Source organism: Xanthomonas sp. 4461, from assembly GCF_024806475.1.
Classification (GTDB): domain Bacteria; phylum Pseudomonadota; class Gammaproteobacteria; order Xanthomonadales; family Xanthomonadaceae; genus Xanthomonas; species Xanthomonas arboricola_F.
This window is the reverse complement of the sequence record NZ_JANTYV010000001.1, coordinates 985980-1000007: the sequence shown is the minus strand read 5'-3', so window position 1 is coordinate 1000007 and position 14028 is coordinate 985980. Positions and strand designations below refer to the sequence as shown.

At 67.0% G+C, this 14028-nt stretch carries 14 protein-coding genes; 13 read left to right on the top strand and 1 reads right to left on the bottom strand.

Annotation, left to right across the window (positions count from 1 at the left end; translation table 11 throughout):
- Positions 1-129: 129 nt before the first annotated feature.
- On the bottom strand, positions 130-906 hold the full coding sequence (locus tag FHY19_RS04385) for a DUF3011 domain-containing protein (RefSeq protein WP_259162119.1): 777 nt from the start codon (positions 904-906) through the stop codon (positions 130-132).
- A 157-nt stretch (positions 907-1063) separates the two neighbouring features.
- Here FHY19_RS04385 and aspS point away from each other — a divergent pair, with 157 nt between their 5' ends.
- The 13 genes from aspS (at position 1064) to tolA (ending at position 13912) form a co-directional block, all read left to right on the top strand.
- Positions 1064-2815, top strand: a complete 1752-nt coding sequence (aspS, locus tag FHY19_RS04380; protein WP_259162118.1) for an aspartate--tRNA ligase — start codon at positions 1064-1066, stop codon at positions 2813-2815.
- 445 nt (positions 2816-3260) lie between these two features.
- Positions 3261-3788, top strand: coding sequence for an N-acetyltransferase (locus FHY19_RS04375; protein WP_259152268.1), 528 nt, complete (start codon positions 3261-3263; stop codon positions 3786-3788).
- A 196-nt stretch (positions 3789-3984) separates the two neighbouring features.
- Entirely contained in the window at positions 3985-4644 is a 660-nt protein-coding gene (locus tag FHY19_RS04370; RefSeq protein WP_259162111.1) for an alpha/beta hydrolase, read from the top strand.
- 89 nt (positions 4645-4733) lie between these two features.
- On the top strand, positions 4734-5462 hold the full coding sequence (locus tag FHY19_RS04365; RefSeq protein ID WP_259162108.1) for a YebC/PmpR family DNA-binding transcriptional regulator: 729 nt from the start codon (positions 4734-4736) through the stop codon (positions 5460-5462).
- A 130-nt stretch (positions 5463-5592) separates the two neighbouring features.
- Positions 5593-6117 carry a crossover junction endodeoxyribonuclease RuvC gene (gene ruvC / locus FHY19_RS04360; RefSeq protein WP_259162102.1) on the top strand — a complete coding sequence of 175 codons (525 nt, stop codon included), beginning with the start codon at positions 5593-5595 and terminating at the stop codon, positions 6115-6117.
- Positions 6118-6229: 112 nt separating this feature from the next.
- On the top strand, positions 6230-6814 hold the full coding sequence (ruvA, locus tag FHY19_RS04355) for a Holliday junction branch migration protein RuvA (RefSeq protein ID WP_046965300.1): 585 nt from the start codon (positions 6230-6232) through the stop codon (positions 6812-6814).
- A gap of 53 nt (positions 6815-6867) precedes the next feature.
- Positions 6868-8775, top strand: a complete 1908-nt coding sequence (locus FHY19_RS04350; RefSeq protein WP_259152261.1) for a potassium transporter Kup — start codon at positions 6868-6870, stop codon at positions 8773-8775.
- A gap of 2 nt (positions 8776-8777) precedes the next feature.
- Positions 8778-9896 carry an SMI1/KNR4 family protein gene (locus FHY19_RS04345; RefSeq protein ID WP_259162096.1) on the top strand — a complete coding sequence of 373 codons (1119 nt, stop codon included), beginning with the start codon at positions 8778-8780 and terminating at the stop codon, positions 9894-9896.
- A gap of 39 nt (positions 9897-9935) precedes the next feature.
- The gene (gene ruvB, locus FHY19_RS04340) at positions 9936-10976 is read left to right on the top strand and encodes a Holliday junction branch migration DNA helicase RuvB (protein ID WP_046965311.1); all 1041 of its coding nucleotides are present in this window, start codon (positions 9936-9938) and stop codon (positions 10974-10976) included.
- A 52-nt stretch (positions 10977-11028) separates the two neighbouring features.
- Positions 11029-11487: a tol-pal system-associated acyl-CoA thioesterase gene (ybgC, locus tag FHY19_RS04335; RefSeq protein WP_259162090.1), complete on the top strand. Its 459-nt coding sequence runs from the start codon at positions 11029-11031 to the stop codon at positions 11485-11487.
- Between the two features lie 11 nt (positions 11488-11498).
- Positions 11499-12278, top strand: coding sequence for a protein TolQ (tolQ, locus tag FHY19_RS04330; RefSeq protein ID WP_005996093.1), 780 nt, complete (start codon positions 11499-11501; stop codon positions 12276-12278).
- 157 nt (positions 12279-12435) lie between these two features.
- Entirely contained in the window at positions 12436-12885 is a 450-nt protein-coding gene (gene tolR, locus FHY19_RS04325) for a protein TolR (protein ID WP_064510025.1), read from the top strand.
- On the top strand, positions 12875-13912 hold the full coding sequence (tolA, locus tag FHY19_RS04320) for a cell envelope integrity protein TolA (protein ID WP_259162077.1): 1038 nt from the start codon (positions 12875-12877) through the stop codon (positions 13910-13912). Before tolR ends, tolA begins: the two co-directional genes overlap by 11 nt.
- Positions 13913-14028: the final 116 nt, after the last annotated feature.

The window sequence follows — 14028 nt, the reverse complement described above, 5'->3', positions numbered from 1 at the left end:
CGCGGCCTTGTGCAGCTGCCCGGCCGCGTGACCGGGCAGATGTCCGTGGTGCGGCAACGCGGTGCTGAGTGTCTGTGCATGGCAGCGCGCCTGGGGCCCGGCGACAGCGCGGCCAGGCGTCGAACCGGCTCAGCGCGCGTCGAACCGTGCGCGGCAGCCGTCGTTGACCCAGACTGCCGAGCGGCGCGGGTCGAATCCCCAGGTGCGGCCTTCCTCGCAACGGGTGTCCGACAACTGGCGGGTCAATACCGGGCGGCCTGCGCGTACGTCCCAATCGCAGGTGCGCAGGCGGCGGTCGTCGCTGCTGCAGGTCACCGAATAGTCGCCACGCGGGCGATCGTCGCGGCCGCCGTAGCCGTTATCGCGATCCCAGCCACCACCACGGGCCTGCGCAAAGTCGGCGCGGCAGCCGTCGTCCACCCAGATCCGGCCATTTTCCTGGTGCCAGTTGCGGCCCTCCACGCAGGGCGTGCCGGAGAGCTGGCGCACGATCGTCGCGCGCCGCCAGCCGGTGTTGCAGATGGCCTGGCGCTGGTCGCGGCTTTCGCAACGCACGGTGCCGGCGGCTGCATTGCCGGGGCGGTCGTCGCCGCCATTCCAGCCACCACCGCCCCAGCCGCCGCGCGCCTCGACAAAGCGGCCACGGCAGCCGTTGTCCACCCAGACCCGGCCGCGGTCGCTGCCCCAGTTGCGACCTTCGATGCAACGCGTGCCGGAGATGTTTTCCACCAGGGCCGCGCGCCCACGGAACGGGGTGTCGCACTCGCGGCGGCGGTTGTCGTTGCTGGAGCAGGTGATGCTGGGGCCGTTGAAACCGCGGTCCTGCGCGGCGGCGGGGTGGCTGGCCAGGGCGCCCGCGAGGGCGGCAAGACTGAAGCCGGAGATCAGCAGGGCGGTGCGCAGCATCGTGACGTCCTTGGTGACGGGAGGGGCATGGCGCCTATTCAGCCGGGCGCTGACTTAAGCGCCGGTGACCGTCGCCGCATTTGCTCCTGCCGGCCGCCGGCCCCAGAATATCCGGCTTTCCGGCGCTGCCTGCGTCGGGTTTTCAGCGGAGCTTTCGATGCGTACCCACTTCTGCGGCCTGGTCGACGAGACCTTGATCGGCCAAACCGTCACTCTCGCCGGCTGGACCGACGTGGCCCGCAACCTGGGCGGCGTGTGCTTCATCGACCTGCGCGACCACGAGGGCATCGTGCAGGTGACGGTGGAGCCGGAGAACGCCGAGGTGTTCCCGGTGGCCGCCAGCCTGGGCTACGAAGACGTGCTGCAGGTCGAAGGCGTGGTGCGTGCGCGGCATGCGGTCAACGACAAACTGCGCAGCGGCAAGGTCGAAGTGATCGCCACCCGCATCAGCATCCTCAACAAGGCCGCGCCGCTGCCGTTCCATGCGCACGAGAACCCGGGCGAAGAAACCCGCCTGAAGTATCGCTATCTCGATTTGCGCCGTCCGGAAATGCAGCGCATGCAGCGCACCCGCATCAAGCTGGTGCAGGCGTTGCGCCGGCATCTGGACGCACGCGATTTCCAGGACATCGAAACCCCGATCCTGACCAAGGCCACCCCGGAAGGCGCGCGCGACTTCCTGGTGCCGGCGCGCATGCATCCGGGCGAGTTCTACGCCTTGCCGCAGAGCCCGCAGCTGTTCAAGCAGATCCTGATGGTGGCCGGCTTCGACCGCTACTACCAGATCGCGCGCTGCTTCCGCGACGAAGCGCTGCGCGCCGATCGCCAGCTGGAATTCACCCAGCTCGACATGGAATTTGCCTTCGTGCGCGAGCGCGACGTGCAGGATTTTGTCGAAGACATGATCCGCGCCATCTTCAAGGAAGTGGTCGATGTCCAGCTGGCCGCGCAGTTCCCGCGCATGACCTGGGCCGAGGCGATGCGTCGCTATGGGTCGGACAAGCCGGACCTGCGTATCGCGCTGGAACTGGTCGACGTGGCCGAACTGGTCAAGACCAGCGAATTCCCGGTGTTCACCGCCGCCGCCGACGATGCCGATGGCCGCGTGGCCGCGTTGCGCATCCCCGGTGGCGCAACGCTGAGCCGCAAGCAGATCGACGAGTACGCAGCGCACGCCGCCAAGTACGGCGCCAAGGGCCTGGCCTACATCAAGTTGTCGGAGACCGGCGAAGTCAGCTCGCCGATCGCCAAGTTCTTCAGCGAAGAAGCCTTTGCCGCGCTGCTCAAGCACGTGGGTGCAGGCAACGGCGACATCGTGTTCTTCGGTGCCGGCGGCTACAACAAGGTGTCCGATTTCATGGGCGCGCTGCGCCTGAAGGCCGGCAAGGACTTCAAGCTGATCGCTGATGGCTGGGCGCCGCTGTGGGTCACCGACTTCCCGATGTTCGAATGGGACGAGGAGGCGCAGCGCTACGTGGCCCTGCATCATCCCTTTACCGCGCCGGCGGTGGACGACATCGCCGACCTGCGCGCCAACGCCCGCACCGCGGTATCGCGCGGTTACGACATGGTGCTCAACGGCAATGAAATCGGCGGCGGTTCGATCCGTATCCACCGCCCGGACATGCAGAGCGCGGTGTTCGAGTTGCTGGGCATCGGCGCAGAAGAAGCGCGCGCCAAGTTCGGCTTCCTGCTGGATGCGTTGAACTACGGCGCACCGCCGCATGGCGGCATCGCCTTCGGCATCGACCGGATCGCCGCGCTGATGGCCGGCACCGACTCGATCCGCGACGTGATCCCGTTCCCCAAGACCACCGGCGCGCAGGATTTGATGACCGACGCCCCGTCGCCGATCGCCGCCGATCAACTGGCCGAAGTACACGTGCAGGTGCGCCCCAAGCAGGTCTGACCTGCGCCGGCAGATGGCCATGCGGTGTGCGTGGTCATCTGTACAAGACGGCCAGCGCTTGTACAAGACGGCCAGCGCTGCGTGTTTTGGTGGAACCGTCAGTGCCAGGGCACGGGTTACCGCCGTCCAACCGCCGCCGATCACCGGCGGCGGTGCGTCCCGTAGGTCCGTCCCAAGCGCGCCCAGCTCCGCCAGCAGCTAGCCAGACCTCGCAGTGTTCATCTTTCCTGCGCGGTGCCATGCGGAACCGGTCGTGCGTGCGTGGTCGAACCCGTCAGCGCCCATGCCGACTCCTGCCCACAGGAGAATCCACGCAGCGCGGATGCTTTCCCGATTCCCGATTCCCCCAATCCCCAATCCCCAATCCCCAATCCCCAATCCCGATCTTGCAGAACCGCCGTCGCATGCGAGAAGCTGCCACGTCCACCCGGCACGAGAGTCCCGCATGACCCGCATCCGCCGCGCCACGCCGGACGATGCCGAAGCGCTGTCGCTTCTGGCCGCGCAGACCTTTACCGAAACCTTCGGGCATCTGTATCCGGAAGAAGACCTGCGTGGCTTTCTGGAAGAGACCTATGCGGTGGAGCGCGCGCGCATCGTGCTGGCGCATCCGGAGTACGCGATCTGGCTGCTGGAGCTGGACAACCTGCTGGTCGGCCACGCCGCTGCCGGCCCGTGCGGCCTTCCGCACGCTGAGGTCCGCCCCGGCGACGGGGAACTCAAGCGCCTGTACCTGTTGAAGGACTACCAAAGCAGCGGCTGGGGCAGCCGGCTGTTCGAAACCACATTGGAATGGCTCGAACGCAACGGCCCACGCACGCTGTGGATCGGTGTGTGGTCGGAGAATTTCGGCGCGCAGCGCTTCTATGCCCGCTACGGCTTCGAAAAGGTCGGCGAATACGACTTCCCGGTCGGCAAGATCGTCGATCGGGAGTTCATCCTGCGCCGCAAGCCGATTGCTGCGGCCGACTAAGCCCGGCGCCCGCACGACGTGATGCGGCGGTGTGCCCGTGGTGCGCGGCGCTTGCCGCAAGATCGGCACAGCGCATGCGCGCTATCGGCACCAGCCACTCTCCGGCATGCCGTGCGCGCATAAGACACGCGCCTGACCTCCGCCTCTCCTCCTGGTAACCACGCCTTTGTCCAGCCCATCGTCCGCCATCCCGGTCATGCCCCGGCGCCGTCTGCGCAAGCGCGCGGTCGCCGCCACGGCCGACGTGCTGCTGGTGCATGGCATCTGGAATACCGCGCACTGGCTGTTGCCGCTCGCGCGCCGGATGCGCGCCGCCGGGCTGGCGCCCGCGTTGTTCGGCTATGCCAGCGTGCTCGGCGGGCCGGCGCAGGCGGTGCCGCGCCTGGTCGAACGCCTGCGCGCCAGCCGCGCGCAACTGCTGGTCTGCCACAGCCTGGGTGGGCTGATGGCCTTGCAGGCCTTGTGCGAGACCCCCGACCTGCCGGTGCGCCGCGTGGTCTGCCTGGGCTCGCCCCTGTGCGGCAGTGCCGCCGCGCGCGGACTGGCGCGGCGCGGCGGCGTCTGGGCGATGGGCCGCAGTGCCACCCTGCTGCAGCAAGGGTTTGCGCGCTGGGACGGGCAGGCGGAGATCGGCCAGGTGGCCGGGTGCGTGCCGCGCGGCGTCGGTCGCTGGCTGGCGCCGCTGGACGGCGACTCGGACGGCGACTCGGACGGCACGGTGGCGCTGGCCGAAACCCGCCTGCCCGGGCTGCGCGACCACTGCGTGGTGCAAGCCAGCCACAGCGGGCTGTTGCGCTCGCCCGAGGCCGCCCGGCAGGCGCTGGTGTTCCTGCGCAACGGCCGATTTGCGGTTTGAACATCCGCTGGCGGATGGTGCGGCCCCGGTGAGTGCAAGCAATCAGGTAAAATCCGCGCCCTGTCATCCAAGCCAGTCCGGAACCACTCATGGGTAGAGGCCCCTCGATCGAAGGCCGCAAGAACGCCTCCGACGCCAAACGCGGCAAGATGTTCACCAAGATCATCCGCGAGATCAGCGTTGCCGCGCGCGCCGGCGGCGGCGATCCGTCCAACAATCCGCGCCTGCGCACGGCCATGGACAAGGGCCTGTCGGCGAACATGTCCAAGGACGTGATCGAACGCGCCATCAAGAAGTCCACCGGCGAGCTGGAAGGCGTGGAATACGAAGAAATCCGCTACGAGGGCTACGCGCCCGGCGGCGTGGCGGTGATCGTGGACTGCCTGACCGACAACCGCGTGCGTACCGTGGCCGACGTGCGCCATGCCTTCAGCAAATGCGGCGGCAACATGGGCACCGAGGGCTCGGTGGCTTTCATGTTCAAGCGCCTGGGCGTGCTCAGCTTTGCCGCCGGTAGCGATGAAGACACCCTCACCGACGCGGCCATCGAAGCCGGCGCCGACGACGTGGTGGTGTACCCGGAAGACGGCGCCATCGACGTGCTGACCGCCCCGGATGCCTTCGCCCAGGTCAAGGACGCCCTGACCGCCGCCGGCCTGGAACCGGCCCACGCCGAAATCACCTTCCGTGCCGAAAACGACATCGCCGTCGACGGCGACACCGCCGTGCAGGTCCGCAAGCTGCTCGACATGCTCGAAGACCTGGACGATGTCCAGGACGTGTATTCGAACGTCGATCAGTCGAGTCTCGGCGCTTGAAGCGCCGGGAATCGGGAATGGAGAATCGGGAATCGAAAAAGCTGCACCCTGCATTGCTCGGCAGCGCCGGGCACGCCAGTAGGCAGCTCTACCCATTCCCGATTCCCGACTCCCCATTCCCGGCCTTTCAATGACCCGCATCCTGGGCATCGATCCCGGCTCCCAGCGCACCGGGGTCGGCATCATCGACGTCGACGAGGGCGGTCGCAGCCGGCATGTGCATCACGCACCGCTGCTGCTGCTGGGCGAGGGCGATTTTGCCCAGCGACTCAAGCGCCTGCTGCACGGGCTGGGCGAGTTGATCGAGACCTACCAGCCGGACGAAGTGGCGATCGAAAAGGTCTTCATGGGCAAGAGCGCCGATTCGGCGCTCAAGCTCGGCCACGCGCGCGGCGCGGCGATTTGCGCGGTCGTCATGCGCGATCTGCCGGTGCACGAGTACGCTGCCACCGAAATCAAGCTCGCGCTGGTCGGCAAGGGTGGGGCGGACAAGGTGCAGGTGCAGCACATGGTCGGCATCATGCTCAACCTGAAAGGCAAGCTGCAGGCCGACGCCGCCGATGCACTGGCGGTCGCCATCACCCACGCCCACGTGCGCGCCACCGCGCAGCGCCTGGGCGTCAATACCCAACAGGCCTGGAGCCGCAAGAAATGAGTATCGGGAATCGGGAATCGGGAATCGGGAATAGCAGAGTCCAGGGCAGCGAGCGCTCTTGCGATTCCCCATTCCCGATTCCCCATTCCCGGCACCGCCCCGGCGGTGCCCAATGATCGGCCGTCTGCGCGGGATCCTGGCCTACAAGCAGCCGCCGTGGCTGGTGATCGACGTGGGCGGGGTGGGGTACGAGCTGGAGGCGCCGATGAGCACCTTCTACGACCTGCCCGATGTCGGCCGCGACGTCATCCTGTTCACCCATTACGCGCAGAAGGAAGACAGCGTTGCGCTGTACGGCTTCCTGCGCGAGGGCGAGCGGCGGCTGTTCCGCGACGTGCAAAAGGTCACCGGCATCGGCGCCAAGATCGCGCTGGCGGTGCTGTCCGGGGTCAGTGTGGATGAATTCGCCCGCCTGATCACCAGTGGCGACATCACCGCGCTCACGCGCATTCCGGGTATCGGCAAGAAGACCGCCGAGCGCATGGTGGTGGAGCTGCGCGACCGGGCGGCCGACTTCAGCAGTGGCGCGCCGATCACCGGCCAGTTGGGTCCGGATGCGGTATCCGAAGCCACCGTCGCCTTGCAGCAACTGGGTTACAAGCCGGCCGAGGCCGCGCGCATGGCACGCGAGGCCGGGGCAGAAGGCGACGAAGTCGCTACGGTCATTCGCAAGGCACTCCAGGCCGCGCTGCGTTAAGCGGGCTCGGCCTTTCTCATTCTTCACGTCCTTCGGCGATACCCTGCCCCCTCATGTCACAGACCTCCACTCCCGCAGCTGGCCACGGCCACGCGCCTGCCAACAGCCATATGGCCTTGGTCGTCGGCGCCATCGGCGTCGTCTTCGGCGATATCGGCACCAGTCCGCTGTACACCCTCAAGGAGGCGTTCTCGCCGCACTACGGGTTGACCAGCGATCACGACACCGTGCTGGGCGTGCTGTCGCTGGCGTTCTGGGCGCTGATGATCACCGTCACGCTCAAGTACGTCACCATCATCATGCGGGCCGACAACGAGGGCGAAGGCGGCATCATGGCGTTGATGGCGCTGACCCAGCGCACCCTCAAGCAGGGCTCGCGCTCGGCGTATGTGGTGGGCATCCTCGGCATCTTCGGCGCTTCGCTGTTCTTCGGCGACGGCGTGATCACGCCGGCCATCTCGGTGATGGGCGCGGTGGAAGGCCTGGAAATCGCCGCGCCCAGCCTGCACCCCTTCATCGTGCCGATCACCGTGGTGGTATTGCTGATCGTGTTCATGGTGCAGCGCTTCGGCACCGAAAAGGTCGGCAAGGTGTTTGGCCCGATCACCTGTCTGTGGTTCCTGTCGCTGGGAGCGATCGGTGCCTGGAACATCGTTGATGCGCCGGAGGTGATGAAGGCCTTCAATCCATGGTGGGCGATCCGCTTCTTCATCGAGCACGGCTGGCACGGGGTGTTCATCCTCGGCGCGGTAGTGCTGGCGGTGACCGGCGGCGAGGCGCTGTACGCGGACATGGGCCATTTCGGCGCCAAGCCGATCCGCCATGGCTGGTATTTCTTCGTGCTGCCGATGCTGCTGCTCAACTACCTGGGGCAGGGCGCGCTGGTGCTCAACCACCCCTCCGCGCTGAAGAACCCGTTCTTCGAGGCGGTGCCGGGCTGGGCGCTGTATCCGATGATCATCCTGGCCACGCTGGCGGCGGTGATCGCGTCGCAGGCAGTCATTACCGGCGCCTATTCGGTGGCCCGCCAGGCCATGCAGCTGGGCTACATCCCGCGCATGCTGATCAAGCACACCTCGCGCACCACCATCGGCCAGATCTACGTGCCCGGCATCAACTGGCTGTTGATGGTGATGGTGATCGCGCTGGTGCTGATCTTCCGCAGCTCCACCAATCTGGCCGTGGCCTACGGCATCTCGGTGTCGATGACCATGCTGATCGACACCTTGTTGCTGGCGCTGGTGGCGCGCTCGCTGTGGCCGCGCTGGCGCAACTGGGTGCTGCCGTTGTGCGTGGTGTTCTTCATCATCGAGCTGGCGTTCGTGATCGCCAACGGCGCCAAGTTGCTGCAGGGCGCGTGGTTCCCGCTGGCGCTGGGCATCGTGGTGTTTACCCTGATGCGTACCTGGCGCCGCGGCCGCGCGCTGCTGCGCGAGGAAATCCGCAAGGACGGCATCCGCATCGACAGCTTCCTGCCGGGTCTGATGCTGGCACCGCCGGCGCGCGTGCCGGGCATGGCGGTGTTCCTGACCGCCGACCCGATGGTGGTGCCGCATGCGTTGATGCACAACCTCAAGCACAACAAGGTGCTGCACGAACGCAACATCTTCCTCAACGTCGATACCTTGCCGATCCCCTACGCGCCGGTGGACAAGCGCCTGCAGATCGAGTCGATCGGCGACGAGTTCTACCGCGTCTACGTGCGCTTCGGCTTCATGGAAACGCCCGACGTGCCGCTGGCGCTGATGCGTTCCTGCGACCAGGGCGGCATCCATTTCGACCCGATGGACACCACCTTCTTCGCCAGCCGCGAGACCATCGTGGCAAGCGCCAACCGCGGCATGCCGATCTGGCGCGACAAGCTGTTTGCGCTGATGCATCGCAATGCCGCTCCGGCGACCGGCTTCTTCCGCATCCCCGGTAACCGCCTGGTCGAGTTGGGCGCGCAAGTGGAGATCTGAGCGTGGCCGCGCTCAAGTGGATGGTCTACGGGCGCTCGCCGAGCCTGGATACCTTCTGGGATGAAGCGCTCAACCTCGGGCGCGTGCCGGCCACCGATGCAGCGATCGCTGCGGCGCAAGCGCGGCTCGGTGTCCGCCTGCCAGCCTGGCTGTGCGAGTTGTACGCACGCTACGACGGCGGCGCGGTGCAGATGGCGCGTGGTCAGTCGCTTGCGGAGCCGGACAACTGGCTCAAGGCCGAATGGCTGATCCCGCGTGCGCGCCTGCTGGGCAGCGCGGAGCTGTTTTCTTTCGCCGAGGTCCGTGCCCGCGAGGAGTACCGCGACGACGCGTTTGCCGGTCTTGCTGCCGGCGGCGATGATCGCCATCTGATCGTCATCGCCGCCGATGACCGTTCGCCAAGCCGGGCGCTGTGCCTGGACTATTCGGCATCGGATGCCGAGCCCACCCTGGTCTACGTCGATGCAGGCGACAATCGCCGGCTGGCGGTGTACGCCAACGTGGACGAGCTGCTGGCGCAGTTGGTCGATGTCCACTACTGGTCGCCCGCGTTGCAGGCCAGGCACGACGCAGAGGTGGTGCAGTGGCAGCCGCAGCCGCCCGCGTTGACCACGTTCTGGAGCGGCGCCGGGAACCGGAACGACGGCAGAGCCGCGGCGGACGCCGATGCCTTCGCTGCCGCCGAAGCACGCCTGGGCGTGCGCCTGCCGGCATTGTTCAAGCGTCTCTACAGTGTCCAGGACGGCGGAGATACCGGCTGGTGCTGGGTGCCGCGTACCCGTTTTCCGTCCGAGCATTACGTGGATTGGGAGTGCGTGCTGGTGGATCGCTACCTGACGCCGTTGGCGAGCATCGGCAGCGTGCTGGATCTGGCTGCTGCGTTCGAAGACCCGGACGACTTCCGTGCTGCGGCGTGCCTGCATGCCGGTCTGGATCAGGTCCTGGTGCTGTCGTGCCACAACGTGGATAGCCTGTTGTGCCTGGACTACCGCGCACACGGCCCGCAATGCGAGCCGGAGGTGGTCTATTTCGAGCTTTGGGAGCAACTGGTGCCCACCTGGCGCGCGCCGAGCTTCGATGCGTTCTTCAGCGTGCTGCGGCAGGCCGAGCTTGATTTCTAGACCCTGGGCCATCCGCGCGCGGCATGCGAAGATGGCGGGATGACCGAACAGCGCATCATCGCCAGCAGCGCCACCCGCGAAGACGATGCCGCCGATGCGAGCATCCGCCCCAAGCGCCTGGCTGATTATCTCGGCCAGCAGCCGGTGCGCGAGCAGATGGAGATCTACATCCAGGCCGCCAAGGCGCGCGGCGAAGCGATGGATCACGTGCTGATCTTCGGCCCGCCCGGCCTGGGCAAGACCACGCTCAGCCACGTCATCGCCAACGAGTTGGGCGTCAATCTGCGCTCCACCTCCGGACCGGTGATCGAAAAGGCCGGCGATCTGGCCGCGCTGCTGACCAACCTGCAACCGCACGATGTGCTGTTCATCGATGAGATCCATCGCCTCTCGCCGGTGGTGGAAGAAGTGCTGTACCCGGCGATGGAAGACTTCCAGATCGACATCATGATCGGCGACGGCCCGGCCGCACGCTCGATCAAGATCGATTTGCCGCCGTTCACGCTGATCGGCGCCACCACCCGTGCCGGCCTGCTGACCGCGCCGCTGCGCGACCGCTTCGGCATCGTGCAGCGGCTGGAGTTCTATTCGCCCGCAGAGCTCACCCGCATCGTGATCCGCTCGGCCGCGATCCTGGGGATCGACTGCACGCCCGAAGGTGCGGCCGAGATCGCGCGTCGCGCGCGTGGCACCCCGCGTATCGCCAACCGGCTGCTGCGCCGCGTGCGCGACTTTGCGCAGGTCAAGGCGGCGGGGCACATTGATCTGCCGGTGGCGCAGGCCGCCATGCAGATGCTGAAAGTGGATCCGGAGGGCTTTGACGAGCTCGACCGCCGCATGCTGCGCACCATCGTCGAACATTTCGACGGCGGCCCGGTGGGCGTGGAATCCCTGGCCGCTTCGCTGTCGGAAGAGCGCGGCACGCTGGAAGACGTGATCGAGCCCTATCTGATCCAGCAGGGTTTTCTGATCCGCACCGCGCGCGGCCGCATGGTCACCACCAAGGCCTACCTGCACCTGGGCCTGAAGCCGCCACGCGATCGTGCCCCGGGCATCGGCGAGCCGGGAGACCTGTTCTGATGGTGCTCCATTGGTCGCCCACCCGGGCCGTCCCGACCGACATTCCGTGCCCATGACCACCGAATCACGATTCCCGAATCCCCAATCCCCGCCTGTATTCAGTTGGCCGACACGCGTGTACTGGGAAGATACCGACGCCGGCGGGGTGGTCTACCACGCGCGCTACGTTGCCTTCATGGAACGTGCGCGCACAGAGTGGATGCGCGCGGCCGGCTACGGGCAGGATCTGATGCGCCAGGACCACGGTCTGGTGTTTGCGGTCCGCTCGATGCAACTGGATTTCCTCAAGCCGGCCCGGCTCGACGACGCGCTGTCAGTGTCGGCGGTCCTGCTGAAATGCAGGCGGGCCAGCCTGCTGTTTGCGCAGTCTGTCCGTCGCGAGGGCGAAGTGCTGTTGACTGCCGAGGTGCGCATCGCCGCACTCGGCACCAGCGACTTTCGCCCGCGCGGCATGGACGATGCGCTGTACGACGTGTTGAAAGCTCTAGAAACCCCAGATTCCGATTACTGAGGAACGAACGGATGTCGATTGCATTGCTCCTGGCCCTGCAGGACACGGTAGTGGAAGCACTACCGCAGGAAGTCACCGCGGCCGCGGCGCAAACTGCCACGGCGGCGCACAACAGCAGCATCAACTATGTGGACCTGATCCTGCGGGCCAGCATCCCGGTCAAGATCATCGTGCTGTTGCTGCTGATCGGCTCGTTCATCAGCTGGGTGATCATTTTCCGCAAGGCGCGTGCGTTCAAGCAGGCCAACCGCGAGGCCGACGAGTTCGAAAACCGCTTCTGGTCCGGCGCGGATCTGGCCAAGCTGTACGCCTCGGCGACCGACCGCAACCGCACCGTCGGTGGGTTGGAATCGATGTTCGAAAGCGGGTTCCGCGAGTTCTCGCGGCTGCGCGATCGCCGTCGCCTGGATGCGCGGGTGCAGCTCGAAGGTGCACAGCGCGCCATGCGCACCGCCTTCACCCGTGAGGTCGATCAGCTGGAGCGCAATCTCGAATTGCTGGCCAACATCGGTTCCACCGCGCCATACGTCGGCCTGGTCGGCACCGTGTTCGGCATCATGGTGACCATGCACGACATGGTCAGCAGCGGCGAGCAGGCCGGTATCGCTGCGGTCGCACCCGGTATTTCCGAAGCGCTGTTCGCCACCGCCATCGGCCTGTTCGTGGCGATTCCGGCGGTGTGGGCCTACAACCGCTTCACCACCCGCGTGGAACGGCTGTCGGTGCGTTACGAAACCTTCGCCGACGAGTTCAGCTCCATCCTGCAGCGCCAGGCTGGCGCGGACGAGTGATGCGCGCTCCCGGCATGCACCCGCACGATTTGATGCGGGACGTGGCCGGGCGAGCCAGTCGCGTCGATGCACAGCGTCATGCGCGGCTGTCCCTCACCCGGGCGCCGCGCGACTCCGCTGCCGCCCGGCGCCGAGGATTAATTAGGAACGTTTCGCGATGATCTCCGGTATTTCCCGCCGCAAGAAGCGCAAGCTCAAATCCGACATCAACGTCGTGCCGTACATCGACGTGATGCTGGTGCTGCTGATCATCTTCATGGTGACCGCGCCGCTGTTGACCCTGAGCACCGACGTCAGCCTGCCCAGCTCGCGCGCCAAAGCGCTGGAGAGCAAGCAGGACCCGGTGGTGGTGGTGGTCGCCGCCGATGGTCAGCTGGCCCTGCAATTGCCCAAGGGCAAGCCGCAGGCAATGGACGTCAATGCGCTGCAGGCGCAACTGGCTGCCATCGTGGCGCAGGACAAGGATGCGCGCGTGGTCGTGGCCGGCGATCGCGCCGCGCCGTATCAAAAGATCATGGATGCCATCGACGTGCTCAAGCAGGCCAAGGTCGAGAAGGTCGGCCTGATCTCCGACTCCGGCGGCACCGCAGGCAGCGATGCACGCTGACGCACTCCCCACCCAGGGCGCGCGCGAGGAGGGCTGGCTGCGACCGGTCATGCTGGCCTTGGTCGTGCATATTCTGGTCGCGCTGGTGTTCATTGCCGGCTGGCTGTGGTCGCCCGAACGCTCGGTCGAACCGGCCGCGGGCGACCCGAGCATGGAAGCCTCGCTGGACGTCTCCGCCGCCGAGGCGCGTGTCGCCCGCCAGGCGCTGAAGGCCACCCCGGTGGAAGCGCCGCCGCCGCCGGCACCGTTGCCCGAGCCCGCCCCGGAAGACAGCGTGCCGCCACCGCAGCCGATTCCCGAGCCGCACCCGCAGGATGCGCCCACCCCGCAGCAGGCGCAGGCGCAGGAGCGCGTGGCCCAGCCGGACAAGGTCGACCAGGACAAGGTCGATGCATTGGCCATTTCCGCTGAAAAGGCCAAGGCGGAACAGGAAGCCAAGCGTCGCCAGGAGCAGATCGACCTGACCGAGCGCAAGCGCCAGGAAGAGGCCGAGCAGAAGCTGCGCCTGGCCAAGCAGCAGGAAGAAGCCGACGCCAAGAAGAAGCAGGCCGCTGCCGAGCAGGCTGCAGACGCCGAGCGCCAGAAGAAGATCGCCGACATCCGCCGGCAGCGCGAACAGGCCACCAAGGAAGCCGCGCTGGCCGAACAGAAGCTGCGCCAGGTCGCCGCCGCGCGCGCCCAGCAGGCCTCTGCCGCTGCGGCGACCAGCGCGCAGCCCACGGCAGGCCAGGGCGGCACCAGTACCGACCTGTCGGCCAAGTACGCCGCCGCGATCCAGCAAAAGGTGCTGGCGCAGTGGGTGCGCCCGCCATCGGTGCCGCCGGGGCAGAAGTGCACCATCAACATCCGTCAGCTGCCCGGTGGCAGCGTGATGGAGGCCAAGGTCGCGCCGGGTTGCCCGTACGACGAGGCCGGCCAGCGTTCGATCGAGGCTGCGGTGTTGAGCGCACAGCCATTGCCGTATCGCGGCTTCGAGTCGGTGTTCCAGCGCAATCTGACCTTCGTGTTCACTGCGCAGGATCAGTAGTGCGGTGATGGATTGCGCTGCGGCAGCGTGCGAGCGCTGCAGCGGGGCGGGCGAGGCGTCCGATGACAATCGGGCGATGCGCTCTCTCCCCATGCCGGCTTCGATTGCGGCAGGGC

What these genes read in the sequence shown, in the direction of transcription:
- FHY19_RS04385 (WP_259162119.1), bottom strand. Translation starts at nt 906, where the DNA reads ATGCTGCGCACCGCCCTGCTGATCTCCGGCTTCAGTCTTGCCGCCCTC.
- aspS (WP_259162118.1), top strand. Translation starts at nt 1,064, where the DNA reads ATGCGTACCCACTTCTGCGGCCTGGTCGACGAGACCTTGATCGGCCAA.
- FHY19_RS04375 (WP_259152268.1), top strand. Translation starts at nt 3,261, where the DNA reads ATGACCCGCATCCGCCGCGCCACGCCGGACGATGCCGAAGCGCTGTCG.
- FHY19_RS04370 (WP_259162111.1), top strand. Translation starts at nt 3,985, where the DNA reads ATGCCCCGGCGCCGTCTGCGCAAGCGCGCGGTCGCCGCCACGGCCGAC.
- FHY19_RS04365 (WP_259162108.1), top strand. Translation starts at nt 4,734, where the DNA reads ATGGGTAGAGGCCCCTCGATCGAAGGCCGCAAGAACGCCTCCGACGCC.
- ruvC (WP_259162102.1), top strand. Translation starts at nt 5,593, where the DNA reads ATGACCCGCATCCTGGGCATCGATCCCGGCTCCCAGCGCACCGGGGTC.
- ruvA (WP_046965300.1), top strand. Translation starts at nt 6,230, where the DNA reads ATGATCGGCCGTCTGCGCGGGATCCTGGCCTACAAGCAGCCGCCGTGG.
- FHY19_RS04350 (WP_259152261.1), top strand. Translation starts at nt 6,868, where the DNA reads ATGTCACAGACCTCCACTCCCGCAGCTGGCCACGGCCACGCGCCTGCC.
- ruvB (WP_046965311.1), top strand. Translation starts at nt 9,936, where the DNA reads ATGACCGAACAGCGCATCATCGCCAGCAGCGCCACCCGCGAAGACGAT.
- ybgC (WP_259162090.1), top strand. Translation starts at nt 11,029, where the DNA reads ATGACCACCGAATCACGATTCCCGAATCCCCAATCCCCGCCTGTATTC.
- tolQ (WP_005996093.1), top strand. Translation starts at nt 11,499, where the DNA reads ATGTCGATTGCATTGCTCCTGGCCCTGCAGGACACGGTAGTGGAAGCA.
- tolR (WP_064510025.1), top strand. Translation starts at nt 12,436, where the DNA reads ATGATCTCCGGTATTTCCCGCCGCAAGAAGCGCAAGCTCAAATCCGAC.
- tolA (WP_259162077.1), top strand. Translation starts at nt 12,875, where the DNA reads ATGCACGCTGACGCACTCCCCACCCAGGGCGCGCGCGAGGAGGGCTGG.